We start from the raw sequence: 22,775 nt of genomic DNA on the forward strand, positions 1-22,775 counted from the left end.
GGACCGGTCCGCTCACTCCACCGTGACCGACTTCGCGAGGTTGCGCGGCTGGTCGACGTCGAGCCCCTTGGCCGTGGCCAGGGCCATGGCGAAGATCTGCAGGGGGACGACGGCGAGCAGGGGCTGCAGCAGCGTCGGCGCCTTGGGGATCCAGAACACCTCGTCGGCGTAGTCGCGCACCTCGTCGTCGCCGTCCTCGGCGATGACCAGGGTCCGGGCGCCACGCGCCCGGATCTCCTGGATGTTCGAGACCACCTTGGAGTGCAACGAGTCCCGCCCGCGCGGCGAGGGAACGACGACGAACACCGGCTGGCCCTCGTCGATCAGAGCGATCGGGCCATGCTTGAGCTCGCCCGCGGCAAAGCCCTCGGCGTGGATGTAGGCCAGCTCCTTGAGCTTGAGCGCGCCCTCCAGCGCGACGGGGAAACCGACATGCCGGCCGAGGAACAGCACCTTGTCGCTCGAACTCATCGAGCGGGCGGTGGCGCGCACGTACTCTCCGCGCTCGATCACGGTCTGGATCTTGCGCGGCATGTCGCGCAGGTCGTCCAGCAGCGCCGCGATCTCGTCGGGGAACTTGTTCCCGCGCAGCTGCGCCAGGTACAGCCCGAGCAGATACGCCGCCGTGATCTGTGCCAGGAACGCCTTGGTGGAGGCGACGGCGATCTCCGGCCCCGCGTGGGTGTAGAGCACGGCGTCGGACTCCCGCGGGATGGTGGAGCCGTGGGTGTTGACGATGGAGACGACCTTGGCACCCTGCTCCCGCGCGTGCCGGACCGCCATCAGCGTGTCCATGGTCTCGCCGGACTGCGTCACGGCGACGACGAGCGTCCTCTCGTCCACGATGGGGTCCCGGTAGCGGAACTCGTGCGCGAGCTCCACCTCGACCGGGATCCGGCACCAGTGTTCGATCGCGTACTTCGCCACGTGACCGGAGTACGCGGCGGTCCCGCAGGCGACCACGATGATCTTGTTCACGGCGCGGAGCACGGACTCGTCGATCCTGAGGTCGTCCAGGACGAGGCGTCCGGCCGCGTCGGTCCGGCCGAGCAGCGTGTCGGCGACGGCGTGCGGCTGGTCGTGGATCTCCTTGTCCATGAACGAGTCGAATCCGCCCTTCTCGGCGGCCGCGGCGTCCCAGTCGACCGTGTAGCGCTTCGCCTCGGCCGGGTTCCCGGCGAAGTCCGTCACCTCGACCGACGACGGGGTGATCGTCACCACCTGGTCCTGGCCCAGTTCCATCGCCTCGTTCGTGTGCGCGATGAACGCCGCGACGTCCGACCCCAGGAAGTTCTCGCCGTCGCCGATACCGACGACGAGCGGCGAGTCGTGCCGCGCCCCCACCACCGTGCGGGGGTGGTCCGCGTGGACGGCGAGCAGCGTGAAGGTGCCCTGGAGGCGCGTGGCCGCGGTGGCCATGGCACGGGTCAGGTCCTTGGTCGCGCGGTACTCGCGCGCGACGAGGTGGGCCGCCACCTCGGTGTCGGTCTCGGACCGGAACTGCACCCCTCCGGCGGCGAGCTCGGTCCGCAGCTCACCGAAGTTCTCGATGATCCCGTTGTGGATCACGGCGAGACGGTCGCCGTCGGCGAGGTGCGGGTGGGCGTTCGTGTCCGTCGGCCCGCCGTGCGTCGCCCAGCGCGTGTGGCCGATGGCCGACGTCGCCGCCGGGAGCGGCCGCAGGCCGAGCTCTTCCACGAGGTTGGCGAGCTTTCCGGCCTTCTTCGCGGTGGCCACGCCGTCGATCCCGGGGCCGACGAGCGCCACGCCCGCGGAGTCGTAGCCGCGGTACTCCAGCCGCCGCAGCCCTTCGAGCGCGACCGCCAGCGGAGTGGCCGACCCGGCGGCCTCCTGGCCGCCCTCGTCGCTCCGCCCTTCCGCGCCGCCGCCGCTGAGACCCGTGTACCCGACGATTCCGCACATGGTCGCGAGTCTACCCGCGCCGCCATACCATAAGTTCACGGCCCTTACAAGGTGCCGGACGGGCTTTCACCCGCGCGCCACCGGGGCACGACCACGGCGGCGGGTGGTGCAGAATCGTGCGAGTGGCACATCAGTCATCGACCACGATCCCCGAGCACCTGCTGTCGCTGGCGCCGGCATCGCCCTACGTGGACCTCGACCGCGCGGCCTGGAGCCGTCTGTCCGCCTCGACGCCCCTCCCGCTGACCGACGACGACGTCGACCGGCTCCGGGGGCTCGGTGACCCGATCGACCTGGACGAGGTCGACGCCGTCTACCGTCCGCTCTCCCGCCTCCTCAACCTCTACGTGAACGCGGTGACCGGCCTGCACGGCGCCACGGCCGCGTTCCTGCACGAGCAGCCGCCGCGCACCCCGTACGTCATCGGCGTCGCCGGCTCGGTCGCCGTGGGGAAGTCGACCACGGCCCGGATCCTGCGCGAGATGCTGGCCCGCTGGCCCTCCACCCCCCGGGTCGAACTGCTCACGACGGACGGGTTCCTGTACCCCAACGCCGAGCTCGCACGGCGCGGTCTCATGGAGCGCAAGGGCTTCCCCGAGGCGTACGACCGGCGGGCCCTGATCCGCTTCCTGTCGCGCATCAAGGCCGGGCAGGAGGAGGTGCGGGCCCCGCGCTACTCCCACACGATCTACGACATCGTCCCCGGCGAGGAGGTCGTCATCCGCAAACCGGACGTCCTCATCGTCGAAGGCCTCAACGTGCTGCAGCCGGCCCGGCCCTCCGCGGTCGACGAGTCGACCGTCGCGGTCAGCGACTACTTCGACTTCTCCATCTACGTCGACGCCCGCACCCGCAACATCCGCCAGTGGTACGTCGACCGGTTCCTGCAGCTGCGACGCACGGCCTTCCAGCGTCCGGAGTCCTACTTCCGCAAGTACGCCGACCTCTCCGACGACGAGGCGGTGACTCGTGCGCTGAGCATCTGGGAGTCCATCAACGCGCCGAACCTGGAGCAGAACATCCTGCCCACACGGGGCCGCGCCACCCTGGTCCTCACCAAGGGTGCGGACCACAAGGTCCAGCGGGTCCGCCTGCGCAAGCTCTGACAGCGGCCTCCGGAGCCGCCGGGCACGGGTGCTACGCCGCCGCGCGTTCGCCGGACGTCTCGCCGGCGCGGTCCTGTTCCTCGTCCTCCGCGTCCGGACGGCGGCGCTGGAACCACATCACGACCTTGTCGATCAGGAAGCCCGCCGTGACGCCGAAGACGATCCCGACACCGATCGCCAGAAGCGGTTCGTGGCCGAGCCACGCCGCCGCCAGGATCCCGATGCCCGCCGAGTACAGCGACCACATCACCGAGGCGATCGCCGCGATGACCATGAACCGGCGCCGCGGGTAGTGCACGGCTCCCGCCGTCATGTTCACCGCCACCCGGCCGATCGGGACGTACCGCGCCGCCAGGATGAACGACGCACCCCGCCGCGCGAGGACGTTCTCCGCTCGCGCCACCATCCGCCGGCCGCGCTCGGAACGCAGGAACGGTACTCGCTCGGTTCCGATCGCACGTCCGATGTGGTAGGCGATCTGGTCCCCGGTCCAGGCCCCGAGCGCACCCATCACGAGGACCAGCGGCAGCCAGGGGACTCCGCCGCTGTGCGCCGCCACGGCCAGCGTGATGAGAACCGACTCGCTCGGCAGCGGCGGGAAGAACCCGTCCACGGTCGCGAATCCGAACATGGCGGGATAGACCCAGGGCGACGCCGCGAGGTCGAGGACCCAGAGCTCCAGGGCTTCCAGGAAGGCATAGATCGGTTCCAGCACGCGCTAAGCGTAAGCAGGCGGACACCCTGATTGTCACCAGGGTTCGCCCCTGATTCGCGCCCCTGACCCAGGGTCCCTCCGGTACGTCCCCAACCGGGGCGCCGACCCGGACACGGCGTCACCCGTCCGGCCGGCCGCCTGCCCGGCGGGTCGCCCGCCCGGTCAGAGCGCGAGATGCTCCCGCACTGCCGACGCCAGGTGTTCCGCCTCCGCCTCGGCCTGGTCCTGCGTCGCCGCCTCGACCATAACCCTGACCACGGGCTCCGTCCCGCTCGGGCGCAGGAGTACCCGCCCGGTGGCACCGAGCCGCTCCTCCGCCGCGACCACGGCCGCCTTGACACCGTCGTGGCTCCCGGCGCGCGACTTGTCCACGCCCTTCACGTTCACGAGGATCTGCGGCAGCCGCCGGATGTCCGCCCCCAGGTCGGCGAGCCGACGTCCGGCCGTCTTCACCCGTGCGGCCAGGTGCAGCGCGGTCAGGACGCCGTCGCCGGTGGTGGCATGGTCGGCGAGGATGATGTGACCGGACTGCTCACCGCCCAGCCCGTAGCCCTTCGCTCGCATCTCCTCCAGCACGTACCGGTCCCCGACCGCGGTCTGCACGGTGTTGATCCCGGCCTCACGCATCGCGAGGATCAGGCCGAGGTTCGACATCACGGTGACGACCAGCGTGCTGTCCGGCAGCCGCCCCTCGTCCTTCAGCGCGGAGGCCAGGATGCCGAGGATCTGGTCGCCGTCGACGATGTCCCCCGCGTGGCTCACCGCGATGCACCGGTCGGCATCGCCGTCGAACGCCACCCCGAAGTCCGCCTCGGAGGCCACGACCACCGCCTGCAGCTGCTCGGGGTGGGTGGACCCGCACTTCTCGTTGATGTTGCGCCCGTCGGGGCTGGCGTTGATGACGACGACGTCGGCCCCCGCGTCCCGCAACGCCTGCGGCCCCACCTCACTGGCCGCACCGTTCGCGCAGTCCAGCGCGATCCGCAGTCCCTCCAGCGGGCGGTGCTCCAGGGTGGTCCCGATGCTCTCGGTCAGATGCTTCACGTACTTCGCGGCGGCGAGCCCCGGGTCCAGACGGATACGGCCGACGTCGGCGCCGACCGGACGTTCCCATTCGTCGTCCAGCACCGCGGCGACGGCGTCCTCGACGGCGTCGTCCAGCTTGAGTCCCCCTCGCTGGAAGAACTTGATGCCGTTGTCCGGCATCGCGTTGTGGGACGCCGAGATCATGACGCCGAGGTCCGTGTCCAGCTCGCTGACGAGGTAGGCGAGGGCCGGGGTCGGGAGGACGCCGAGGTCGATCACGTCGACCCCTGCCGAGGCCAGCCCGGCCGCCACGGCACCGGAGAGGAGTTCGCCCGACGCCCGCGGGTCCCGCCCGACGACCGCTCGGGGACGCGGGCCCAGGATCTCGCCCTGGGCGGTCAGCACCCGGGCCGCCGCGCTTCCCAGCGAGAGCGCCAGCTCCGCCGTGATGTCGCGATTGGCGAGCCCTCGCACGCCGTCGGTGCCGAACAGCCTGCCCATGTGTGGTGTCCTTCCGTGCCGAAAGATGTGCGCCCAAGATTAATGGGCTCACGAAGAGGGTGAGAAGCGCAGTGGCCCCGCACGGCAGTGCCGTGCGGGGCCACCGGGAACGTGCCTGGGCCCGTACCCTGCGCTGCGCCCTTCGTCAGCGCACCGTCCGCCAGAGCGCTTTCTCGGGTTCCGCGCGCGGCACGTGACTCGTACCTCGGCCCGTACCGCGCGCCGCGCCCTTCGTCAGCGCTTGCTGTACTGCGGCGCCTTGCGGGCCTTCTTGAGACCGGCCTTCTTGCGCTCGACCGCACGGTCGTCACGCGTGAGGAAGCCGGCCTTCTTCAGGGCCGGGCGGTTCGACTCGGCGTCGATGGCGTTCAGCGCCCGGGCGATGCCCAGGCGCAGCGCGCCGGCCTGGCCGGAGCTGCCGCCGCCGTTGATGCGCGCGATCACGTCGAAGCGGCCCTCGACCTCGACCAGCTTCAGCGGGTCGTTGACCAGCTGCTGGTGCACCTTGTTCGGGAAGTACTCCTCGAGGGTGCGGCCGTTGATCTTCCACTGACCGGTGCCGGGGACCAGACGCACACGCGCCACGGCCTCCTTGCGGCGCCCGACGGCCTGGCCGGGTGCGGTGAGGGACGAGCCGCCCGTTGCGGGGGCGACCGTCTCGCTGGTGTAGGTGCTGGGCGTCGTCTCGTCCAGCTCGGTGTCGACGGTGGTCTCAGCCACTGTGTAGTCCTCGCGTCCTTCGCGTTGCGATCCTGCAGCGGCCTCAGGCCTGCTGCGAAACCTGGGTGATCTCGAACGGCTTCGGCTGCTGCGCCGCGTGCGGGTGCTCGGCACCCGCGTAGACCTTGAGCTTCTTGATCTGCTCGCGGCCGAGCGTCGTCTTCGGGAGCATCCCGCGGACGGCCTTCTCGATGGCCTTGCGCGGGCTCTTCTCGATCAGCTCGCCGTACGGCGTGGCGGTCAGACCACCCGGGTAGCCGGAGTGGCGGTACGCCATCTTGTTCTCGCGCTTGTTGCCGCTGAGGGCGACCTTCTCCGCGTTGATGACGATGACGAAGTCGCCGCCGTCGACGTGCGGAGCGAAGGTCGGCTTGTGCTTCCCGCGCAGCAGCGTGGCGACCTGGGAGGCCAGGCGGCCCAGGACGACGTCGGTCGCGTCGACGACGTGCCAGTCACGCTGGACGTCGCCGGGCTTGGGGGTGTACGTACGCACGGTTCGTAACCTTCTGTTCTCGGTGTCGTCGGGCGAGAAGCGGCGCCCGATGAGTCAGGGTCATTGTGCGCGGGAGCTCACGGTGACGTCCGGGCCAGACATCGGCGTGCGAGTGGGGCGCTGCCGGTGCAGGACGTCGGAGACATAGCACAACGACGACCCAGAATACCCGTGCGTTCCGAGCAGGGTCAAAGCGAGCGAGGTGGACCACCCACGTGGCGTTCGACACGCCCTCGCCCCGAGGCCACGAGTATGTCACCGTAGATCCATGAGCGGCGATACGACCGCCACGTCGCCGGATCCTGAGTACGGCGCCGAGGGCGACACGAACCAGTTGCAGCAGTCCGACACCTTGCTCGATCGGGGAACCCAGGACGTGCTCGACGAAGGCTATTCCCCGCCGGACTACCCCCGGAAGAACCACTGGGGGGAGACGGCGTGGGAGGAGTCCCACGGCGAGCCCCTCGACCGGCGGCTGGCCGAGGAGGAACCCGAGAGCTGGGACGGCGATCCGCTGGCCCGCCCGGACACCTCGCGGGCAGGACGCCTCGTCGAGGACGACGACGCCGATCCCGGCGAGTCCGGCAGTCGTGAGAACGACCTGTACGGGGACGACGCCGGCATCGACGGCGCCGGGGCGAGCGCCGAGGAGGCGGCGGTCCACTGGGTCGAGGAACCCTGATCGACCCTCGTCCGGCTGCTCGCCGGCCCGCTACGAGCCAGGGCGGTACGAACCCGGCCGAGCCGTGTCCGTCCAGACCTCCTCGTCCATCCGCCTGGCTCGGATGCGGTCGGCCCGCTCGGCGAGCTCGCCGTCGGCCGGGTAGGTGACCTCCTCCAGCACGAGGCCCTGCGGCGGCACGACCGCCGCGCCCGCGGTCCGTGCCCGGCTCGCGAGCAGTTCGGCGGGCCATTCGACGGGACGGCGCCCCTCCCCGACCGCGATCGAGGCGCCCACGATCGCCCGCACCATGTTGTGGCAGAACGCGTCGGCGACGATCCGGGCGACGACGAGCCCCGCGTCGGCCCCCGGTCCAGTGCGCTCCCAGCCCACGTCGAGCAGTTCGCGGATCGTCGTCGCCCCGGGGCGCGGCTTGCAGTAGGCGGCGAAGTCGTGCAGTCCCACGAGCGGCCTGACGGCCGCGTCCATCGCGGGGACGTCGAGCGGCCGGCGATTGAACAGCACGTGCGTGCGGCGCAGCGGATCCCGGTACGTGAGGTCGTCGGCGATGCGGTACGAGTACCGGCGGTGCAGCGCGGAGAAGCGGGCGTCGAACCCCTCCGGCGCGGGAGAGGCCCGTTGCACGACGACGTCCGCCGGGAGCACCCCGGCCAGGCGCGTCACCATCGCCTCCCCCGGCGAGCGATCGGATCGTCCGGGCATCTGCTCCCAGCGACTCACCGGGACGTCCACGTGGGCGACCTGCCCGCGCGCGTGCACGCCGGCGTCCGTGCGCCCCGCGACAGTGAGCCGCGGCGCGGGAAGCCCGAGCGGCTTAGTGCGCAGGATCGTCGCGAGCCCGTCCTCCAGGACACCCTGCACGGTGCGTTCCGTGGGCTGGCGCGCCCAGCCGGCGAACTTGGTGCCGTCGTAGGCGAGATCGAGCCTGATCCGGATGAGATCGTCCACGACGACATTCTCCCCTCCCGGCGGACCAGCCGGCTGAGCCCGAGGTCCAGCGCGCCCTCCCCCTGCCGACGGACCGGCCGGCGGGTCGATGTCGCGCCGCACCGGCGCACAAGCCCTCCCCGCCCCCCGGCCGCGGCCGCCGTCGCCCCGCCGCAGTGCGTACCGTGGGGGCGTGAACGACGTGCTGACGCTGGCCGTGGACTGCGGCGGGAGCGGGATCAAGGCCGCCGTGCTGGACGCCGCCGGAACCGCCCACGCCCAGCCCGTGCGCGTCCCGACACCGTACCCGCTCGCCCCGGAACTCCTGGTCGACGTGATCGCGAGGATTGCCGCCGACCTCCCGGGCGCGCAGCGGGTGACGGTGGGGATGCCGGGGATGATCCGTAGTGGCGTCGTCGTGCACACGCCGCACTACGTCACGCGATCCGGGCCCCGCTCGCGCGTCGACCCGGCGCTGGCCGCCGCCTGGGCGAACTTCGACATGCAGGCTGCCGTGGCGGACCGGCTGGGCATGGCCGCCCTGGTCCTGAACGACGCCGAGGTGCACGGTGCGGGGGTGATCGCGGCCTCCGGCCTCGAACTGGTCCTGACGCTCGGGACCGGCCTCGGGTCGGCACACTTCCACGGCGGCCGGCTGGCGCCGCACCTGGAGTGGTCCCGGGCCCCGATTCGCCGCAGCCTCACCTACGACGAGTACATCGGCGAACCGGAACGCCGTCGGCTCGGGGACGGACTCTGGTCACGGCGTGTGGTGAACGTCGTGGAGGGACTCCGGCCCGTCTTCCACTGGGACCGGCTGTACCTGGGCGGGGGCAACTCGCGCAACATCACGCCGTCGGCGCTGGCCCGCCTGGGCGACGACGTCGTCGTCGTACCGAACTCCGCGGGCCTGGTCGGCGGCGCCCGCGCCTGGGACCTCCCGCCGCAATAACACGCCGGGCACGACGCCCGGCAGCGTCAGGCAACAGCCCCAGCCATTCGGTCCCCTCGTGAGTGATCGGCAGTTCGAACGACCGACGGCTCACGAACGGACCGATCAGCGCGATCGCCGGGCCGCGCCGACGAACAGCGGAGCCCCGCCGCATCCTGGTGCGCGGCAGGGCTCCGTCGTGGAAGAGGTGTGGACGCGTCAGGCGTCCTTCTTCTCCGCCGGCTCCTCGGCAGGGGCCTCGGCGCTCTCGGCGGCGGGAGCCTCGGTGGCCTCCTCGGCCTGCGGCTCGGCCGGAGCCGCCTTCTCCGTGGCCTTGGTCGCTTCCTTGACCACGGCCTGCTTCGGGCTCACCGGCTCGGTGACGAGCTCGATGACCGCCATCGGCGCGTTGTCGCCCTTGCGGGCGCCGATCTTGGTGATGCGCGTGTAGCCACCGTCACGCTCGGCCATGGTCGGCGCGATCTCGGTGAACAGCGTGTGGACCACGCCCTTGTCACGGACGACGCGAAGGACCCGGCGCCGTGCGTGCAGGTCGCCCTTCTTCGCGAAGGTGATCAGCTTCTCGGCCAGCGGGCGCAGGCGCTTCGCCTTCGTCTCGGTGGTCGTGATGCGGCCGTGCTCGAACAGCGCGGTGGAGAGGTTCGCGAGGATCAGACGCTCGTGAGCCGGGCTACCGCCGAGGCGCGCACCCTTGGTAGGGGTAGGCATTGCATGTGCTCCTTAGGGATGTACCGCCGCCGCGGGCGCGCTCCCGGATGGCCGGGACGCGCCCGCGGCGCGGGTGTCAGTACGACTGCTCGTCGCCGCCGCTGTAGCTGGGCGCCGCGTCGTCACCGCTGAAGTAGTTCGCCCCGGAGTCGAAGTCCAGGGGCGAGTCCTTCAGGCTCAGGTTCAGCTCGGCGAGCTTCTCCTTCACCTCGCTGATGGACTTGGCGCCGAAGTTGCGGATGTCGAGCAGATCCGCCTCGCTGCGCGCGACGAGCTCACCGACCTGGTGGATGCCCTCGCGCTTGAGGCAGTTGTACGACCGGATGGTGAGGTTGAGCTCTTCGATCGGCAGCGCCAGGTCCGCGGCGAGCGCGGTGTCCGTGGGCGACGGACCGATCTCGATACCCTCAGCCTCGACGTTCAGCTCACGGGCAAGGCCGAACAGCTCGACGAGCGTCTTGCCGGCCGAGGCGAGCGCGTCACGCGGCGCGATGGCCGACTTGGTCTCGACGTCGACGATGAGCTTGTCGAAGTCGGTGCGCTGCTCGACTCGGGTGGCCTCGACCTTGTACGTGACCTTGAGAACGGGCGAGTAGATCGAGTCGACCGGGATGCGGCCGATCTCCGCGTCGAACGACTTGTTCTGCGCGGCGGACACGTACCCACGGCCCCGCTCGACGGTCAGCTCGATCTCGAGCTTGCCCTTCTCGTTGAGCGTGGCGATGTGCAGATCGGGGTTGTGCACCTCGACCCCCGCCGGCGGCACGATGTCCGCGGCGGTGACCACACCGGCGCCCTGCTTGCGCAGGTACATCACGACGGGCTCGTCGTTCTCCGAGGAGACGACGAGGTTCTTGATGTTGAGGATGATCTCGGTCACGTCCTCCTTCACGCCCGCCACCGTGCTGAACTCGTGCAGCACGTTGTCGATGCGGATGGACGTCACGGCCGCGCCCGGGATGGACGACAGCAGCGTACGACGCAGCGAGTTGCCGAGCGTGTAGCCGAAGCCGGGCTCGAGCGGCTCGATGGAGAACCGCGAACGGTACTCCGAGATGACCTCTTCGGTCAGCGTGGGGCGCTGTGCGATGAGCACTGTGGGTGTCCTTTCAGCGTGCGTCCGCTATATGACGCATCACGGATCGCGATCTCTCGCGGCCCGGCGAGACTCTGTCCGCTCGCCGGGCGAAGGTGCTCACCGTGTGGGGTGAGCGGGTGTCGCGTTCGCGGAGTGCCCCGACCCGAGCGGGCGGAGGCGCGCCACGCGCGACGGGGTCAGACGCGGCGACGCTTCGGGGGGCGGCAGCCGTTGTGCGCCTGCGGCGTCACGTCCTGGATCGAGCCCACCTCGAGGCCCGTCGCCTGCAGGGAGCGGATGGCGGTCTCACGACCGGAGCCCGGGCCCTTGACGAAGACGTCGACCTTCTTCACGCCGTGCTCCTGGGCACGGCGTGCGGCCGACTCGGCGGCGAGCTGCGCGGCGTACGGCGTGGACTTGCGGGAGCCCTTGAAGCCGACGTGGCCGGCGGACGCCCACGAGACCACGGCACCCGAGGGGTCCGTGATCGAGATGATGGTGTTGTTGAACGTGCTCTTGATGTGCGCCTGGCCGAGCGGGACGTTCTTCTTGTCCTTGCGACGCGGCTTGCGGGTCTTGGGAGGCATTGGTGCTCTCTATCTCCTGGTCTGGTCGGACCGGGGCGGGCGCTTCCCCGAAGGGCGCTGCCCGCACCTCGGACTGCTTGTCAGCGGGCCTTCTTCTTGCCGGCGACGGTGCGCTTCGGACCCTTGCGGGTACGCGCGTTGGTCTTGGTGCGCTGACCGCGCACCGGCAGCCCGCGACGGTGACGCAGACCCTGGTAGGTACCGATCTCCACCTTGCGGCGGATGTCGGACGCGACCTCGCGGCGGAGGTCACCCTCGAGCTGGTAGCTCGACTCGAGGTGGTCGCGGAGCGCGACGAGCTCGGCGTCGCCGAGGTCCTTCACGCGGGTGTCGGGGTTGATCCCGGTCGCGGCAAGGGTCTCCTTGGCGCGGGTCCGGCCGACCCCGAAGATGTAGGTGAGCGCGATCTCGACCCGCTTCTCGCGAGGGAGGTCGACGCCGATAAGACGTGCCATGTGCCTGACGGCTCCTGTACTTCTCGTCCGGAGGTCTGCCGCACCGCCATCCCGCGAGATCCGCGGGCCCCGGCCTCCGGGCCGAGGGTTCCCCCGCCTGCGCGGCGGGTTCGAGGTGGTGCGCTGGTGGTGGCCGTGGCCACCGGCCCGGGGTTGCCCCGGGAGGTGATCAGCCCTGGCGCTGCTTGTGGCGCAGGTTGTCGCAGATCACCATGACGCGACCGTGCCGGCGAATCACCTTGCACTTGTCGCAGATCTTCTTGACGCTCGGCTTGACCTTCATGGTTTCCTCTGACTACTTGTAGCGGTAGACGATCCGGCCGCGGGACAGGTCGTACGGGCTGAGCTCGACCACGACCCGGTCCTCGGGAAGGATTCGGATGTAGTTCTGGCGCATCTTGCCCGAGATGTGGGCGAGCACCTTGTGACCGTTCTCCAGCTCCACGCGGAACGTCGCGTTCGGCAGAGCCTCGACCACGCTGCCCTCGATCTCGATGACACCGTCCTTCTTAGCCATATCCTCCGCTAACTCTCGTCGGCCTGTTCCTCGAGCCTGCTCCGGGGCACGCGAGAAGCATGCCGCCGTCAGGACGAGGATGTCGCGTGCAGCCGCAGACGCCGGCCCGATGGCGGACCAGCACCCGGCCAAGGCCGAACCGTCAGCGATCGACCTGCCGAAACACCGCTGGAGGCCGAACCTGATGGGACTACGTCCTTCGGCGCCGGAAGCGCGGACTACACCCAACGGCCCATCTTATCAGAGGTCGTACTCGACTCCGGGCGGGCCGATCATCGTGTGCGGGAGCGCACCGACGAACAGGACGAGCATGGGCACCCAGCCCAGCAGGACGCCCACCGACACCGCGACCAGCTCCGTGCGGCGCCCGCGGCGCCACAGCCACACGCCGGCGGCCCAGCCCACGACGGCGAGCAGCAGGACCGACTCCCACAACCGCAGCGAGGTCCCGAAGCCGACGACGAGGCCCACCCAGAACCAGACGCCGAGGACCAGACGCCGCGCCCAGCGGCCGGACCACCGGCCGAGCCGCGCGAACCTCCCGCCGAGAACCGCCGTAGCACGCCGGAGCAGCGGGACGCCGGGGTCGGCGGGTGTCCGGATCGGCGGGCCGGGCCGGACGGCATGAGCGTCATCGGTCATGCCACGGGAGCATAGACCAACTGACTCCAGCTAAGTAAGCCTCCGCGAGGAACCGTCAGGATCGGCCGAGCGGCCGCACGTCCACGCCGAGGTCGCCCAGGCGCTCCGCTCCCCCGTCCGGCGCGGTCAGCACCCAGATGCCGTCCTCGAGAATCGCCACGGTGTGCTCCCAGTGCGCGGCACGTGAACCGTCGGCGGTGACCACCGTCCACTCGTCGTCGAGCACGTGCGTGTCGCCGGTACCCAGCGTGACCATCGGCTCGATCGCCAGGCACATCCCCGGCCGCAGCCGTGGCCCGGCCTCCCGGACCCGGAAGTTCACCACGTCCGGCGGCTGGTGCATCGCGCTCCCGATGCCGTGGCCGACGTACTCCTCGACGATCCCGTACTCGACACCGATCAGCTCACCGGCCAGCTCGACACTCGCCTCGACCGCGCGGCCCACGTCGTTCAGCCGCCGGCCGCCGGCCAGAGCGGCGATGCCCGCCCACATCGCGGCCTCCGTGGCTCGCACGAGCTGGGCATGGGCGACGGAGCCGCCCACGGCCTCCACGGCGTCGTCCGGCGCGTCCACCGCCACGGCGCCGTCCGCTCCGAGCACGAACGAGATCGCGGAGTCCCCGTGCCAGCCGTCGACGATCGCCCCGCAGTCCACGGAGACGAGGTCACCGACGCCCAGCACCCGGCCGCCGGGAATGCCGTGGATCACCTCGTCGCCGACCGATACGCAGATCGTGGCCGGGAACCCCTCGTAGCCGAGGAACGACGGCGTCGCGCCGGCGCCACGAATGGCGTCCGACGCGACGGAGTCGAGGTCCGCGGTGGTCATGCCCGGGCGGGCGGCGTCCCGGACGGCGTGGAGCGTGTCGGCTACCACGAGGCCGGCACGCCGCATGAGGCGCACCTGTTCCGGAGTCTTGTGCTCGATGCGCTCCCGGCCGAGTCCGAGCACGCGATCAGGCCTGCCCCGACGTCTTCTCGGGATCCCGCGGAGGGTGAGCGCCGCGTTCCTCGGCGCCCGCCCTCGGCTCACCCGTCGCCGACGTCATCCGAGTTGTGCCGCGAGGGACGTCACGATCCGGTCGGTGACGTCGGGGATGGGCCCGACGCCGTCGACCTTGGCCAGCAGCCCTCGCTCGGCGTAGGCCTCCGTGAGCGGAGCGGTCTGCGCGTCGTAGATCTCCAGGCGCTTCCTGATGCCCTCCGGGGTGTCGTCGGTGCGCCCCTCGTCCTCGGCCCGCTTCGCGAGACGCGCCAGGAGCTCGTCCCGGTCGGCCGTGAGCTCGATGACGCCGTCCAGCTCCCAGCCGAGATCCGACAGGATGTGGTCCAGCTCGGCCACCTGGGCGGCGTTGCGGGGGTACCCGTCGAGCAGGAAGCCGTCCACGACGTCGGGCCGGCTCAGGCGGTCACGCACCATGGCGTTCGTGACCTCGTCCGGCACGAGCTCGCCCTTCTCGGTGTAGGCCTTCGCCGTGCGGCCGAGCTCGGTGTCGCCCTCGATGTTCGCGCGGAAGATGTCTCCCGTGGAGATCGTCACGATCCCGAAGGTCTCGGCGAGCCGTGCGGCCTGCGTGCCCTTCCCGACGCCCTGCGGGCCCATGATGACGAGTCGCGTGATGCGACCCTCCGGGCCCTCGTGGACGTGCAGGTCGCTGCGAGAAGTGGTGGGAGTCTGGCTCAACGGAGGAATCCTTCGTAGTGACGCTGCTGGAGCTGGGAGTCGATCTGCTTGACCGTCTCGAGCCCGACGCCGACCACGATGAGGATCGAGCTGCCGCCGAACGGCAGGTTGGTGGTGACGCCCAGGAAGACGAGCACCAGCGTCGGGATCAGCGCCACCAGCGCGAGGTACAGGGAACCGGCGGAGGTGATCCGGGTGATCACGTAGTCGAGGTACTCCGCGGTGGGCCGGCCCGCCCGGATGCCCGGGATGAAGCCGCCGTACTTCTTCATGTTGTCCGCGACCTCGTCCGGGTTGAACGTGATCGACGTGTAGAAGAAGCAGAAGAAGATGATCATCAGCGTGTAGAGCGCGATGTACAGCGGCTCCGACGGCTGGACCAGGTTGTTCGAGATCCAGATGACCCAGTCGGACTGCTGGTCCCCGAACTGGGCGATCAGGCCGGGCAGCGCGAGGATCGACGCCGCGAAGATGACCGGGATGACACCGGACATGTTGATCTTGATCGGGATGTAGGTGCTCGTGCCGCCGTACATGCGACGGCCGACCATACGCTTCGCGTACTGCACCGGGATCCGGCGCTGCGACTGCTCGACGAACACGACCAGGCCGACCACCAGGACGATGACCACGATCATGATCGTGAAGTTCAGGACGCCGTTGGCGCCACCGGCGATGGACCAGAGCGCCGTCGGGAAGCTCGCCGCGATCGACGTGAAGATCAGCAGCGACATGCCGTTGCCGACACCCCGCTCGGTGATGAGTTCGCCGAGCCACATGACCAGGCCCGTACCAGCGGTCATGGTGATGACCATGAGGACCGCGGTGAGCACGGTGTCGTCGGCGATCACGGCCAGGTCGCAGCCCGGGAAGAGGAGACCCTGGCGCGCGGTCGTGATGACCGTCGTCGACTGCAGGATCGCCAGCGCGATCGTCAGGTAGCGGGTGTACTGCGTGAGCTTCGTCTGGCCCGACTGCCCCTCCTTGTGGAGGGCCTCGAACCGCGGGATCACCACGCGCAGGAGCTGGACGATGATGCTCGCCGTGATGTAGGGCATGATCCCGAGCGCGAACACCGACAGCTGCAGGAGCGCCCCGCCGCTGAACACGTTGATCAGCCCGAGCAGCGAGTTGTCCTGCTGACCTTCGATGCACTGCTGGACGTTCCCATAGTCCACGCCTGGGGTCGGGATGAACGACCCGACGCGGAACAGCGACATGATCGCGATCGTGAACAGCAGCTTGCGCCGCAGGTCTGGCGTCCGGAAAGCCCGGCCGAATGCGCTGAGCACCCTGTCCTCCTGGCCCGCGTGCGCGGGGTCTCGTGTCGCCGGATCTCCCCGGCGAGATGTCGTCGTCGCCCGTTGCCGTTCTTCGTCGACGTACGGGACCTGTCGGATTCTACGTTGCCTGCGGAGTCCGTCGGACCACGCACGGGCCTAGTCTGCCCGACTTCGGGCGCGACACCACCATGGGACGCGCCCGCCACGCCGTCATCGGCCCTGGTAGACGACACGGGACCGGCCGCGCTGACGCGCTGCCGGTCCCGTGCGACCTGCTCAGTTCTCCGTGGGCTCGGCCACGGAGCCACCGGCGGCCAGGATCTTCTCCCGGGCCGACGCCGAGACGCGGTCCACCGCGATCTCGAGCTTGACGGTGACGTCTCCGTTGCCGAGCACCTTCACCGGCTGGTTCTTGCGAACCGCGCCCTTGGCGACGAGGTCCTCGACGGTGACCGAGCCACCGGCGGGGTACAGCTCCGAGAGCTTGTCCAGGTTCACGACCTGGTACTCGACGCGGAACGGGTTCTTGAACCCACGCAGCTTCGGAAGACGCATCTGCAGGGGAACCTGCCCGCCCTCGAAGCCCGCGGGAACCTGGTAGCGGGCCTTCGTGCCCTTGGTACCACGGCCCGCCGTCTTACCCTTCGACGCCTCACCACGACCCACGCGGGTCCTGGCGGTCTTGGCGCCCGGGGCCGGACGGAGGTGGTGGACCTTCAGCGGCTTGCTGTCCGCCATGATCACTCGACCTCCTCGACGGTGACAAGGTGCGACACCGTCTTGACCATGCCGCGGACCTCCGGACGGTCCTCCTTCACGGCGGTGTCGCCGATCCGCTTGAGGCCGAGGGTCCGCAGCGTCTCACGCTGCTTGAACTTGCCACCGATGGTGGACTTCACCTGGGTGACCTTCAGTCGAGCCATCACGCACCCGCCTTCGCCTCGGCGGCCGCCGCGATACCGGCGGCCTGCGCCCGCAGGAGTGCGGCCGGGGCCACGTCCTCCAGCGGCAGACCACGACGCGCGGCGACGGCCTCGGGCTGCTCGAGCCCGCGGAGCGCCGCCACCGTGGCGTGCACGATGTTGATCGCGTTGGACGAACCGAGCGACTTGCTCAGCACGTCGTGGATGCCGGCGCACTCCAGCACGGCGCGGACCGGACCACCGGCGATCACACCGGTACCCGGCGACGCCGGACGGAGGAACACAACACCGGCGGCCTCCTCACCCTGGATGGGGTGCGGGATGGTGCCCTGGATGCGCGGGACGCGGAAGAAGTTCTTCTTCGCCTCCTCGACACCCTTGGCGATCGCCGAGGGCACCTCCTTGGCCTTGCCGTAGCCGACGCCGACCGTGCCGTCGCCGTCGCCCACCACGACGAGCGCGGTGAAGCTGAAGCGGCGACCGCCCTTGACGACCTTGGCGACACGGTTGATGGTCACCACGCGCTCGACGAAGGCGCTCTTCTCCTCGCCGCGGCCGCCGCCACCGCGGCGGTCGTCACGGCGACCCGAACGACGGCCGTCGTTCTTCTTCTCGTTCCCGTTGGCGGCACCCTGGGGGGCGCCGCTGCGCTGCCCTGCAGCCATCAGAGAGTCCTCTTCTTCCGTGCGTCGGTCGTCACAGGGTCAGCCCGCCTTCGCGGGCCCCGTCGGCGACTGCCGCCACCCGACCGTGGTACTTGTTGCCACCGCGGTCGAACACCACGGTCTCGACGCCGGCGGCCTTGGCGCGCTCGGCGACCAGCTCGCCCACCTTGCGGGCCTTGGCCGTCTTGTCGCCGTCGAACGCACGCAGGTCCGCCTCCAGCGTGGAGGCCGACACGACGGTCTTGCCGACGGTGTCATCCACGACCTGCGCGACCATGTGGCGCGAGGAACGCGTCACGACCAGGCGAGGCCGGACGGCGGTGCCGGTGACCTTCTTGCGGGCACGCGCGTGACGGCGCTTGCGGGCAACGATCTTGCCCTTGCCAAGAATCTTGATGGCCATCGTCACTTACCAGCCTTTCCGACCTTGCGCCGGACGTGCTCGTCGGCGTAGCGCACGCCCTTGCCCTTGTACGGCTCGGGCTTGCGGATCTTGCGGATGTTGGCCGCGACCTCGCCGACCTGCTGCTTGTCGATGCCGGACACGGAGAACTTCGTCGCGCCGTCGACCTTGAACGTGATGCCCTCGGGCGCCTCCACGACGACCGGGTGCGAGAAGCCGAGCGCGAACTCGAGGTTGGAGCCCTTCGCGAGCACGCGGTAACCCGTGCCCACGATCTCCATCTTCTTCTCGTAGCCGTCCGTGACGCCGGTGATCATGTTCGCCAGCAGCGTGCGGGTCAGGCCGTGCAGCGACTTCGAGAGCCGCTCGTCGTTCGGGCGGGACACCGTGATGGCGCCGTCGTCCAGAGCGACCGTGATGGGTGCGGCGACCGTGTGGTCCAGGGTCCCCTTCGGGCCCTTGACGGTCACGAGCGCACCACTGATGGTGACGTCCACGCCGGCCGGGACCGGAACGGGGAGCTTGCCGATACGAGACATGCTTCTTTCTCCCTTCCGATTACCAGACGTAGGCGAGCACTTCGCCGCCGACGCCCTTGGACTCGGCCTGCCGGTCCGTCAGGAGGCCGGAGGACGTGGACAGGATCGCCACGCCGAGGCCACCCAGAACCTTGGGCAGGTTGGTGGACTTCGCGTAGACGCGCAGACCGGGCTTCGACACGCGGCGCACGCCCGAGAGGGCGCGCTCACGGTTCTGGCCGTACTTCAGCTGCAGCGTCAGGACCTTGCCCACCTGGGCGTCCTCGACGTTCCAGCTGGTGATGTAGCCCTCGGCCTGGAGGATCTTCGCGATGTTCGACTTCAGCTTCGACGACGGCATGGAAACCGTGTCGTGGTGAGCCGAGTTCGCGTTCCGCAGACGGGTCAGCATGTCTGCGATCGGGTCGGTCATAGTCATCGGGCTCTAGCCCTTCCTCGCCGGGGTATCCGCACCGTGCCGGGCACGGCGCGGACCTACGGCGTAGTTGTTACCAGCTGCTCTTGGTGACGCCGGGGAGCTCGCCGCGGTGGGCCATCTCCCGCAAGCAGATCCGGCACAGGCCGAACTTGCGGTACACGGAGTGCGGGCGACCGCACCGCTGGCACCGGGTGTAGGCGCGCACGGCGAACTTGGGCTTGGCGTTCGCCTTGTTGATCAGGGCCTTCTTCGCCATGTCAGTTCTCCTTGAAGGGGAAGCCGAGACGGCGCAGGAGGGAGCGGCCCTCGTCGTCCGTCGTCGCCGTGGTCACGATCGTGATGTCCATACCCCGGACACGGTCGATCTTGTCCTGGTCGATCTCGTGGAACATCGACTGCTCCGTGAGACCGAACGTGTAGTTCCCGTTGCCGTCGAACTGCTTCGGCGACAGACCGCGGAAGTCGCGGATGCGCGGCAGCGCGATCGCCAGCAGGCGGTCGAGGAACTCCCACATCCGGTCGCCACGGAGCGTCGCGTGCGCCCCGATCGGCATGCCCTCGCGCAGCTTGAACTGCGCGATCGACTTCTTGGCGCGCGCGACCTGCGGCTTCTGACCGGTGATGGCGGTCAGGTCGCGGATCGCGCCCTCGATCAGCTTCGAGTCCTTGGCGGCGTCACCGACACCCATGTTGACGACGATCTTCGTCAGACCGCCGGCCTGGTGGATGTTCTGGTGGCCGAACTCCTCGACCAGCGCCGGGAGGATCTCCTCGCGGTACTTCTGCTTGAGGCGCGGCTGGGCCGGGGCCTCGATCGTGGTCTCGCTCATCAGTCGATGTCCTTCCCGGAGCGCTTCGCCACGCGGACGCGCACGGTCTTGGTGCGGCCGTCGCGGTCGACCTCCTCGAGGCGGTACCCGACGCGGGTGCCCTTCTTGGTCTCCGGGTCGACGACCATCACGTTGCTCACGTGGATCGACGCCTCGACCGTCTCGATGCCACCGGTACGGGTGCCGCGCTGCGACTGGCCCATCTTGGTGTGCTTGGTGACGCGCTGGACACCCTCGACCACGACGCGGTCGCGGCCGGTGATGACCTCGAGCACGCGACCGGTCTTGCCCTTGTCCTTGCCCGAGATGACGAGGACCTGGTCGCCCTTCTTGATCTTCGCCATGGTCAGAGCACCTCCGGAGCCAGCGAGATGATCTTCATGAAACGCTTGTCGCGCAGCTCGCGGCCCACGGGGCCGAAGATGCGGGTACCGCGCGGCTCGCCGTCGCTCTTGAGGATGACGGCGGCGTTCTCGTCGAACTTGATGTAGGAACCGTCCGGACGACGGCGCTCCTTGGCGGTGCGGACGACGACGGCCTTGACGACCTCGCCCTTCTTGACGTTCCCGCCCGGGATCGCGTCCTTGACGGTGGCGACGAACGTGTCGCCGATACCGGCGTAGCGACGGCCGGAGCCACCGAGAACGCGGATGCACAGGATCTCCTTGGCACCCGTGTTGTCGGCGACCCGAAGTCGCGACTCCTGCTGGATCATTTGAGTGATCTCCTTGCGTCGTGCTGGTTCTCACCCGTGCGGGTGAGCCTTGCCGAACGGATAAGTACTGTGTGGCTCCTTCGGTGGGCCGGAGGCGGCGGGACTCGCACCCCGCCGCCGCGACCTCGCGAAGGTGTTACTTGGCCTTCTCCAGGATCGACACCAGCCGCCACCGCTTGGTCGCGGACAGGGGTCGCGTCTCCATGATCTCGACCAGGTCGCCGATGCCGGCGGTGTTCTCCTCGTCGTGCGCCTTCACCTTGTTGGTGGTGCGCAGGACCTTGCCGTAGAGGGGGTGCTTCTTGCGGTCCTCGACCTCGACGACGATGGTCTTGGCCATCTTGTCGCTGACGACGTACCCGCGGCGCACCTTGCGCGTGTTGCGCTCTGTGGTCGCCTGGACCTCGGTGTTCTCGCTCATCCTTGCCTCACTCACTCACGCTCGGAGCCGTACGGATGCCGAGCTCACGCTCGCGCAGGATCGTGTAGATCCGCGCGATGTCGCGGCGCACGGCCTTGAGACGACCGTGGCTCTCCAGCTGGCCCGTGGCCGACTGGAAGCGGAGGTTGAAGAGCTCCTCCTTCGACTCCTTCAGCTTGGCGACGAGGGTCTCGTCGTCCATACCGTCGAGGTCGACGGGCTGCAGGCCCTTGGTACCGATCACCATCAGATCGCACCCCCCTCGCGCACCACGAAACGGCACTTCATCGGGAGCTTGTGCATCGCGCGACGCATGGCCTCACGTGCCAGCTCCTCATCGACACCGGCCAGCTCGAAGACGACGCGGCCGGGCTTGACATTGGCGACCCACCACTCGGGCGAGCCCTTACCGGAACCCATGCGGACCTCGGCGGGCTTCTTGGTCAGCGGGCGGTCCGGGTAGATGTTGATCCAGACCTTTCCGCCACGCTTGATGTGACGGGTCATCGCGATACGCGCCGCCTCGATCTGGCGGTTGGTGACGTAGGCCGGCTCGAGAGCCTGGATCCCGAAGTCACCGAAGGCGATCTGCGTACCGCCCTTGGCGGCACCACCGCGCTTGGGGTGGTGCTGCTTGCGGTGCTTGACCTTGCGCGGGATCAGCATGGTCAGGCCTCCGTTCCGGACTCTGCGGCCGGCGCGGCCGGAGCCTCCGCCGCGGCAGCGGCGGGAGCGGCCTCGGGCTTGCGCTCGGCCGAACGCTCGTTGCGGCGGCCACCACGACGGTCACGGTCGCCACGCTCACCCCGGCCACGACCCTGACGGGGCGCGGCGGCGGCCTGCTGCGCGGCGAACTCCTTCTCGGTGGTGTCGCCCTTGTAGATCCACACCTTCACGCCGATGCGGCCGAAGGTCGTACGCGCCTCGAAGAAGCCGTAGTCGATGTACGCGCGGAGCGTGTGCAGCGGCACGCGCCCCTCGCGGTAGAACTCCGAACGGCTCATCTCGGCACCGCCCAGGCGGCCGGAGACCTGCACGCGGATACCCTTCGCCCCGGCGCGCTGCGCGGACTGGATGCCCTTGCGCATGGCGCGACGGAACGAGACGCGGCTCGCGAGCTGCTCGGCGATACCCTGCGCGACGAGCTGGGCCTCGATCTCGGCGTTCTTGACCTCGAGGATGTTGAGCTGCACCTGCTTGCCCGTGAGCTTCTCGAGCTCGCCGCGGATGCGGTCGGCCTCGGCGCCACGGCGTCCGATCACGATGCCGGGACGCGCCGTGTGGATGTCCACGCGGACGCGGTCACGCGTGCGCTCGATCTCGACCTTGGCGATACCGGCCCGTTCGAGGCCGGTGCTCATGAGCTTGCGGATCGCCACGTCCTCACGGACGTAGTCGCGGTACCGCTGACCGGGCTTCGTGCTGTCCGCGAACCACCGCGACTTGTGGTCGGTGGTGATGCCCAGGCGGTACCCGTGCGGGTGTACCTTCTGACCCACTGTCAGGCCCCTTCCTTGTCGGCGAGCACCACGGTGATGTGGCTCGTGCGCTTGAGGATCCGGTTCGCACGGCCCTGCGCCCGCGGCCGGAACCGCTTGAGCGTCGGGCCCTCGTCCACGTACGCCTCCTTGACGACCAGTTCGTCCTCGACGAACCGGACACTGTCCCGGTCGGCCTTCACACGCGCGTTGGCGATGGCGCTCTCGACGACCTTCCGGATCGGCTCGGCAGGCGACTGCGGCGCGAACTTCAGCACCGCAACGGCCTCCTGGGCCTGCTTGCCACGGATGAGGTCGATGACGCGCCGGGCCTTCTGGGGCGTGACACGGACGAACCGCGCCTGCGCCTTGGCTTCCATTGCT

The 22,775-nt window shown here is 69.6% G+C and carries 34 protein-coding genes; 3 read left to right on the plus strand and 31 right to left on the minus strand.

Annotated features, from left to right (window positions below):
• Window positions 1-12: 12 nt before the first annotated feature.
• Window positions 13-1,923, minus strand: coding sequence for a glutamine--fructose-6-phosphate transaminase (isomerizing) (glmS, locus tag J0911_RS06365; RefSeq protein ID WP_207274618.1), 1,911 nt, complete (start codon window positions 1,921-1,923; stop codon window positions 13-15).
• 122 nt (window positions 1,924-2,045) lie between these two features.
• Between glmS and coaA the strand changes: the two genes are divergently transcribed.
• Window positions 2,046-3,029, plus strand: coding sequence for a type I pantothenate kinase (coaA, locus tag J0911_RS06370; protein WP_307864947.1), 984 nt, complete (start codon window positions 2,046-2,048; stop codon window positions 3,027-3,029).
• A 31-nt stretch (window positions 3,030-3,060) separates the two neighbouring features.
• Here the strand turns inward: coaA and J0911_RS06375 are convergent, their stop codons facing one another.
• The 4 genes from J0911_RS06375 to rplM all read right to left on the minus strand — a co-directional run bounded on the left by J0911_RS06375 (window position 3,061) and on the right by rplM (window position 6,484).
• On the minus strand, window positions 3,061-3,744 hold the full coding sequence (locus tag J0911_RS06375; RefSeq protein WP_207274619.1) for a DedA family protein: 684 nt from the start codon (window positions 3,742-3,744) through the stop codon (window positions 3,061-3,063).
• A gap of 162 nt (window positions 3,745-3,906) precedes the next feature.
• Window positions 3,907-5,271, minus strand: coding sequence for a phosphoglucosamine mutase (gene glmM, locus J0911_RS06380; RefSeq protein WP_207274620.1), 1,365 nt, complete (start codon window positions 5,269-5,271; stop codon window positions 3,907-3,909).
• A gap of 234 nt (window positions 5,272-5,505) precedes the next feature.
• Window positions 5,506-5,991 carry a 30S ribosomal protein S9 gene (rpsI, locus tag J0911_RS06385; protein ID WP_207274621.1) on the minus strand — a complete coding sequence of 162 codons (486 nt, stop codon included), beginning with the start codon at window positions 5,989-5,991 and terminating at the stop codon, window positions 5,506-5,508.
• A 43-nt stretch (window positions 5,992-6,034) separates the two neighbouring features.
• Window positions 6,035-6,484: a 50S ribosomal protein L13 gene (gene rplM, locus J0911_RS06390; RefSeq protein ID WP_192860881.1), complete on the minus strand. Its 450-nt coding sequence runs from the start codon at window positions 6,482-6,484 to the stop codon at window positions 6,035-6,037.
• Between the two features lie 268 nt (window positions 6,485-6,752).
• Here rplM and J0911_RS06395 point away from each other — a divergent pair, with 268 nt between their 5' ends.
• Window positions 6,753-7,166 carry a DUF5709 domain-containing protein gene (locus J0911_RS06395; protein WP_207274622.1) on the plus strand — a complete coding sequence of 138 codons (414 nt, stop codon included), beginning with the start codon at window positions 6,753-6,755 and terminating at the stop codon, window positions 7,164-7,166.
• 30 nt (window positions 7,167-7,196) lie between these two features.
• Here J0911_RS06395 and truA read toward each other — a convergent pair whose 3' ends face one another.
• Window positions 7,197-8,114 carry a tRNA pseudouridine(38-40) synthase TruA gene (truA, locus tag J0911_RS06400; RefSeq protein WP_207274623.1) on the minus strand — a complete coding sequence of 306 codons (918 nt, stop codon included), beginning with the start codon at window positions 8,112-8,114 and terminating at the stop codon, window positions 7,197-7,199.
• 172 nt (window positions 8,115-8,286) lie between these two features.
• On the opposite strand from truA, the gene J0911_RS06405 reads away from it, so the two are divergent.
• Window positions 8,287-9,045, plus strand: a complete 759-nt coding sequence (locus J0911_RS06405) for an ROK family protein (RefSeq protein ID WP_307864948.1) — start codon at window positions 8,287-8,289, stop codon at window positions 9,043-9,045.
• A 198-nt stretch (window positions 9,046-9,243) separates the two neighbouring features.
• On the opposite strand, the gene rplQ is transcribed toward J0911_RS06405, so the two are convergent.
• The 25 genes from rplQ to rplV form a co-directional block, all read right to left on the minus strand.
• Complete coding sequence (gene rplQ / locus J0911_RS06410) at window positions 9,244-9,753, minus strand: 50S ribosomal protein L17 (RefSeq protein ID WP_207274625.1); 510 nt, start codon at window positions 9,751-9,753, stop codon at window positions 9,244-9,246.
• Between the two features lie 76 nt (window positions 9,754-9,829).
• Complete coding sequence (locus J0911_RS06415; protein ID WP_207274626.1) at window positions 9,830-10,849, minus strand: DNA-directed RNA polymerase subunit alpha; 1,020 nt, start codon at window positions 10,847-10,849, stop codon at window positions 9,830-9,832.
• 179 nt (window positions 10,850-11,028) lie between these two features.
• Window positions 11,029-11,418: a 30S ribosomal protein S11 gene (gene rpsK / locus J0911_RS06420; protein ID WP_123815716.1), complete on the minus strand. Its 390-nt coding sequence runs from the start codon at window positions 11,416-11,418 to the stop codon at window positions 11,029-11,031.
• An 80-nt stretch (window positions 11,419-11,498) separates the two neighbouring features.
• On the minus strand, window positions 11,499-11,873 hold the full coding sequence (gene rpsM, locus J0911_RS06425; RefSeq protein WP_207274627.1) for a 30S ribosomal protein S13: 375 nt from the start codon (window positions 11,871-11,873) through the stop codon (window positions 11,499-11,501).
• A gap of 169 nt (window positions 11,874-12,042) precedes the next feature.
• Entirely contained in the window at window positions 12,043-12,156 is a 114-nt protein-coding gene (gene rpmJ, locus J0911_RS06430) for a 50S ribosomal protein L36 (protein WP_003956441.1), read from the minus strand.
• Window positions 12,157-12,168: 12 nt separating this feature from the next.
• On the minus strand, window positions 12,169-12,390 hold the full coding sequence (gene infA, locus J0911_RS06435) for a translation initiation factor IF-1 (RefSeq protein WP_123815718.1): 222 nt from the start codon (window positions 12,388-12,390) through the stop codon (window positions 12,169-12,171).
• Between the two features lie 240 nt (window positions 12,391-12,630).
• On the minus strand, window positions 12,631-13,032 hold the full coding sequence (locus J0911_RS06440; RefSeq protein ID WP_207274628.1) for a hypothetical protein: 402 nt from the start codon (window positions 13,030-13,032) through the stop codon (window positions 12,631-12,633).
• A 55-nt stretch (window positions 13,033-13,087) separates the two neighbouring features.
• A complete protein-coding gene (gene map / locus J0911_RS06445; RefSeq protein WP_207274767.1) occupies window positions 13,088-13,927 on the minus strand; it encodes a type I methionyl aminopeptidase in 840 nt (279 codons plus the stop codon).
• A 150-nt stretch (window positions 13,928-14,077) separates the two neighbouring features.
• The gene (locus J0911_RS06450) at window positions 14,078-14,635 is read right to left on the minus strand and encodes an adenylate kinase (protein ID WP_207274768.1); all 558 of its coding nucleotides are present in this window, start codon (window positions 14,633-14,635) and stop codon (window positions 14,078-14,080) included.
• A 77-nt stretch (window positions 14,636-14,712) separates the two neighbouring features.
• Complete coding sequence (gene secY, locus J0911_RS06455; protein ID WP_207274629.1) at window positions 14,713-16,008, minus strand: preprotein translocase subunit SecY; 1,296 nt, start codon at window positions 16,006-16,008, stop codon at window positions 14,713-14,715.
• Between the two features lie 267 nt (window positions 16,009-16,275).
• Window positions 16,276-16,737 (minus strand): 50S ribosomal protein L15, encoded by a 462-nt coding sequence (gene rplO, locus J0911_RS06460; protein WP_242636341.1) that lies wholly within the window; start codon window positions 16,735-16,737, stop codon window positions 16,276-16,278.
• A gap of 2 nt (window positions 16,738-16,739) precedes the next feature.
• Window positions 16,740-16,922, minus strand: coding sequence for a 50S ribosomal protein L30 (rpmD, locus tag J0911_RS06465; RefSeq protein ID WP_201845197.1), 183 nt, complete (start codon window positions 16,920-16,922; stop codon window positions 16,740-16,742).
• Complete coding sequence (gene rpsE, locus J0911_RS06470; RefSeq protein WP_207274630.1) at window positions 16,922-17,587, minus strand: 30S ribosomal protein S5; 666 nt, start codon at window positions 17,585-17,587, stop codon at window positions 16,922-16,924. The genes rpmD and rpsE overlap by 1 nt, the downstream gene beginning before the upstream one ends.
• A 31-nt stretch (window positions 17,588-17,618) precedes the next feature.
• Window positions 17,619-17,990, minus strand: a complete 372-nt coding sequence (gene rplR / locus J0911_RS06475) for a 50S ribosomal protein L18 (RefSeq protein ID WP_207274770.1) — start codon at window positions 17,988-17,990, stop codon at window positions 17,619-17,621.
• Between the two features lie 2 nt (window positions 17,991-17,992).
• Entirely contained in the window at window positions 17,993-18,529 is a 537-nt protein-coding gene (rplF, locus tag J0911_RS06480; RefSeq protein ID WP_207274631.1) for a 50S ribosomal protein L6, read from the minus strand.
• Window positions 18,530-18,548: 19 nt separating this feature from the next.
• Window positions 18,549-18,947: a 30S ribosomal protein S8 gene (rpsH, locus tag J0911_RS06485; RefSeq protein ID WP_207274632.1), complete on the minus strand. Its 399-nt coding sequence runs from the start codon at window positions 18,945-18,947 to the stop codon at window positions 18,549-18,551.
• A gap of 70 nt (window positions 18,948-19,017) precedes the next feature.
• Entirely contained in the window at window positions 19,018-19,203 is a 186-nt protein-coding gene (locus J0911_RS06490) for a type Z 30S ribosomal protein S14 (RefSeq protein WP_013837851.1), read from the minus strand.
• A 1-nt stretch (window position 19,204) separates the two neighbouring features.
• A complete protein-coding gene (gene rplE, locus J0911_RS06495; RefSeq protein WP_207274633.1) occupies window positions 19,205-19,777 on the minus strand; it encodes a 50S ribosomal protein L5 in 573 nt (190 codons plus the stop codon).
• Window positions 19,777-20,121 carry a 50S ribosomal protein L24 gene (gene rplX, locus J0911_RS06500; RefSeq protein ID WP_207274634.1) on the minus strand — a complete coding sequence of 115 codons (345 nt, stop codon included), beginning with the start codon at window positions 20,119-20,121 and terminating at the stop codon, window positions 19,777-19,779. Before rplX ends, rplE begins: the two co-directional genes overlap by 1 nt.
• A 2-nt stretch (window positions 20,122-20,123) precedes the next feature.
• Window positions 20,124-20,492 carry a 50S ribosomal protein L14 gene (gene rplN / locus J0911_RS06505; RefSeq protein WP_207274635.1) on the minus strand — a complete coding sequence of 123 codons (369 nt, stop codon included), beginning with the start codon at window positions 20,490-20,492 and terminating at the stop codon, window positions 20,124-20,126.
• A 136-nt stretch (window positions 20,493-20,628) separates the two neighbouring features.
• Complete coding sequence (rpsQ, locus tag J0911_RS06510; RefSeq protein ID WP_192860866.1) at window positions 20,629-20,913, minus strand: 30S ribosomal protein S17; 285 nt, start codon at window positions 20,911-20,913, stop codon at window positions 20,629-20,631.
• Between the two features lie 7 nt (window positions 20,914-20,920).
• Window positions 20,921-21,160: a 50S ribosomal protein L29 gene (gene rpmC / locus J0911_RS06515; RefSeq protein WP_207274636.1), complete on the minus strand. Its 240-nt coding sequence runs from the start codon at window positions 21,158-21,160 to the stop codon at window positions 20,921-20,923.
• Window positions 21,160-21,579 carry a 50S ribosomal protein L16 gene (gene rplP / locus J0911_RS06520; protein WP_192860864.1) on the minus strand — a complete coding sequence of 140 codons (420 nt, stop codon included), beginning with the start codon at window positions 21,577-21,579 and terminating at the stop codon, window positions 21,160-21,162. Before rplP ends, rpmC begins: the two co-directional genes overlap by 1 nt.
• Window positions 21,580-21,581: 2 nt before the next feature.
• Window positions 21,582-22,412: a 30S ribosomal protein S3 gene (gene rpsC / locus J0911_RS06525; RefSeq protein ID WP_207274637.1), complete on the minus strand. Its 831-nt coding sequence runs from the start codon at window positions 22,410-22,412 to the stop codon at window positions 21,582-21,584.
• 2 nt (window positions 22,413-22,414) lie between these two features.
• Window positions 22,415-22,771, minus strand: coding sequence for a 50S ribosomal protein L22 (rplV, locus tag J0911_RS06530; RefSeq protein WP_207274638.1), 357 nt, complete (start codon window positions 22,769-22,771; stop codon window positions 22,415-22,417).
• Window positions 22,772-22,775 lie beyond the last annotated feature (4 nt).

This window comes from Myceligenerans salitolerans (genome assembly GCF_017349295.1).
GTDB lineage: Bacteria > Actinomycetota > Actinomycetes > Actinomycetales > Cellulomonadaceae > Myceligenerans > Myceligenerans salitolerans.

Bases quoted from the DNA above. Each gene is read 5' to 3' on its own strand.
- glmS (WP_207274618.1), bottom strand. From the start codon at position 1,923: ATGTGCGGAATCGTCGGGTACACGGGTCTCAGCGGCGGCGGCGCGGAA.
- glmM (WP_207274620.1), bottom strand. From the start codon at position 5,271: ATGGGCAGGCTGTTCGGCACCGACGGCGTGCGAGGGCTCGCCAATCGC.
- J0911_RS06395 (WP_207274622.1), top strand. From the start codon at position 6,753: ATGAGCGGCGATACGACCGCCACGTCGCCGGATCCTGAGTACGGCGCC.
- rplQ (WP_207274625.1), bottom strand. From the start codon at position 9,753: ATGCCTACCCCTACCAAGGGTGCGCGCCTCGGCGGTAGCCCGGCTCAC.
- rpsK (WP_123815716.1), bottom strand. From the start codon at position 11,418: ATGCCTCCCAAGACCCGCAAGCCGCGTCGCAAGGACAAGAAGAACGTC.
- rpsM (WP_207274627.1), bottom strand. From the start codon at position 11,873: ATGGCACGTCTTATCGGCGTCGACCTCCCTCGCGAGAAGCGGGTCGAG.
- rpmJ (WP_003956441.1), bottom strand. From the start codon at position 12,156: ATGAAGGTCAAGCCGAGCGTCAAGAAGATCTGCGACAAGTGCAAGGTG.
- infA (WP_123815718.1), bottom strand. From the start codon at position 12,390: ATGGCTAAGAAGGACGGTGTCATCGAGATCGAGGGCAGCGTGGTCGAG.
- J0911_RS06440 (WP_207274628.1), bottom strand. From the start codon at position 13,032: ATGACCGATGACGCTCATGCCGTCCGGCCCGGCCCGCCGATCCGGACA.
- map (WP_207274767.1), bottom strand. From the start codon at position 13,927: ATGCGGCGTGCCGGCCTCGTGGTAGCCGACACGCTCCACGCCGTCCGG.
- J0911_RS06450 (WP_207274768.1), bottom strand. From the start codon at position 14,635: ATGGGCCCGCAGGGCGTCGGGAAGGGCACGCAGGCCGCACGGCTCGCC.
- rplO (WP_242636341.1), bottom strand. From the start codon at position 16,737: ATGGCGGACAGCAAGCCGCTGAAGGTCCACCACCTCCGTCCGGCCCCG.
- rpmD (WP_201845197.1), bottom strand. From the start codon at position 16,922: ATGGCTCGACTGAAGGTCACCCAGGTGAAGTCCACCATCGGTGGCAAG.
- rpsE (WP_207274630.1), bottom strand. From the start codon at position 17,587: ATGGCTGCAGGGCAGCGCAGCGGCGCCCCCCAGGGTGCCGCCAACGGG.
- rplR (WP_207274770.1), bottom strand. From the start codon at position 17,990: ATGGCCATCAAGATTCTTGGCAAGGGCAAGATCGTTGCCCGCAAGCGC.
- rplF (WP_207274631.1), bottom strand. From the start codon at position 18,529: ATGTCTCGTATCGGCAAGCTCCCCGTTCCGGTCCCGGCCGGCGTGGAC.
- rpsH (WP_207274632.1), bottom strand. From the start codon at position 18,947: ATGACTATGACCGACCCGATCGCAGACATGCTGACCCGTCTGCGGAAC.
- J0911_RS06490 (WP_013837851.1), bottom strand. From the start codon at position 19,203: ATGGCGAAGAAGGCCCTGATCAACAAGGCGAACGCCAAGCCCAAGTTC.
- rplE (WP_207274633.1), bottom strand. From the start codon at position 19,777: ATGAGCGAGACCACGATCGAGGCCCCGGCCCAGCCGCGCCTCAAGCAG.
- rplX (WP_207274634.1), bottom strand. From the start codon at position 20,121: ATGGCGAAGATCAAGAAGGGCGACCAGGTCCTCGTCATCTCGGGCAAG.
- rplN (WP_207274635.1), bottom strand. From the start codon at position 20,492: ATGATCCAGCAGGAGTCGCGACTTCGGGTCGCCGACAACACGGGTGCC.
- rpsQ (WP_192860866.1), bottom strand. From the start codon at position 20,913: ATGAGCGAGAACACCGAGGTCCAGGCGACCACAGAGCGCAACACGCGC.
- rpmC (WP_207274636.1), bottom strand. From the start codon at position 21,160: ATGGTGATCGGTACCAAGGGCCTGCAGCCCGTCGACCTCGACGGTATG.
- rplP (WP_192860864.1), bottom strand. From the start codon at position 21,579: ATGCTGATCCCGCGCAAGGTCAAGCACCGCAAGCAGCACCACCCCAAG.
- rplV (WP_207274638.1), bottom strand. From the start codon at position 22,771: ATGGAAGCCAAGGCGCAGGCGCGGTTCGTCCGTGTCACGCCCCAGAAG.